Annotated in this window: 1 protein-coding gene and 1 pseudogene; both read right to left on the reverse strand. The window is 64.9% G+C overall.

The window, feature by feature from the left end:
- Positions 1–253 (reverse strand): annotated as a pseudogene (locus EN984_RS34990) (hypothetical protein); the annotation flags it as partial.
- A gap of 135 nt (positions 254–388) precedes the next feature.
- A partial coding sequence (locus EN984_RS34995) for a TIGR01620 family protein (protein ID WP_127384374.1) occupies positions 389–1,292 on the reverse strand: 904 nt, incomplete at its 5' end.

A 1,292-nucleotide genomic window follows, 5' to 3' on the forward strand; every position in this document is an offset into this window, starting at 1 on the left:
ACATGCCGACCCGGCAGCCGCCGTCGAGCGACATGCCGACCTTGCCGTCGGGCGTCGAGCCGGTGAAGCTGCAGTTGAACTTGGTGCCTTTGTACTTGCCGGCGACGATTTCGCCGGGACCGATCCACTTGCCTTCAGCAGACTGGAAGAACTGCTTGTCCGGCTCCGCCGCAGATGCCACTCCGGCAATGCCGACGACTGCCGCAATCACCGTTGCCAGGGGCAGGACGCTGGATAGAATTACGCTTTTCATCGACGACACCCGGCAACAAAGATGCTGTTTGGAACCCGTCTGACCATGAACAAGATTGGTTAATGCTTCGTCACCGAGGAGCCGCGGCAGAGCAGTCCGGTAACGATTCCGAATGTCCGGACACTCCAGCCTGTCTCACTTGCCGGATGGGGTCGTTTCACCATCTTTCCTGGTTGCGAACGATGTCAGCGCCGAGAGGAAGTCGCCCAATCCGGGACGCTTGGCGGCGCTGAAGGGCAGGGGTCGCGCCGTCTCCATCGCGGCGATGCCGATGCGCGCCGTCATCATGCCGTTGACGACGCCCTCGCCAAGCTTGGCCGAAAGGCGCGCGGCCAGGCCGTGGCCGACGATCTGCTGGACGAAACTGTCACCGACCGCGATCGAGCCGGTAACCGCCAGATGCGCCAGCACGCTGCGCGCCAGGCGGAAGAAACCCAGCGTTCCGGGCCGTCCGCCATAGAGCTCCGACAGGCGGCGAATGAGCCGCCCGGCCTCGAATACGACATAGGCGACATCGACCAGTGCGCGTGGACTGACCGCCGTCACCAGCGAAACGCGTTTGGCGGCCTCGAGGATCATCACCTTTGTCCTGGCATCGAGGGGGCCCAGAATTTCTGCCTCGGCCAGGCGCACGAGATTGCCGCCGTCGATGATTTCGCCGCGCAGTTCGGCCAGCGCGCGCCGGCCGGCCGCGGTCTCGGGTTTGGCCGCGACAAAGGCCGACAGCTCGTCGACGACCGATCGTGCCGCCTTGGGATCGTCACGCTCGATTGCGTCGAGCGCCCGTTTCTGCAGCTTTTCGACCTCGGCGAGGCGGCCGATCGCCAGGAATTCGCGAATCAGGATCACCATAAGCGCCAGCACGGCGATGGCAGCCATGCCGGCGGCCAGCCAGCCCAGCCATTCGGCGCGCGCAAAGAGGTCGCGTATGAGCTGGTCGGTCCACAAGCCGACAGCCAGCGAAACCAGCACGCCAAAGGCGCCGAAGAAGATGCTGCCGAGCAGCGAGCGTTTCCTGGGGGCAATGGCCGGTGGCGGC

The sequence above is a fragment of the Mesorhizobium sp. M7A.F.Ca.CA.004.12.1.1 genome, assembly GCF_003997835.1.
Lineage (GTDB): Bacteria > Pseudomonadota > Alphaproteobacteria > Rhizobiales > Rhizobiaceae > Mesorhizobium.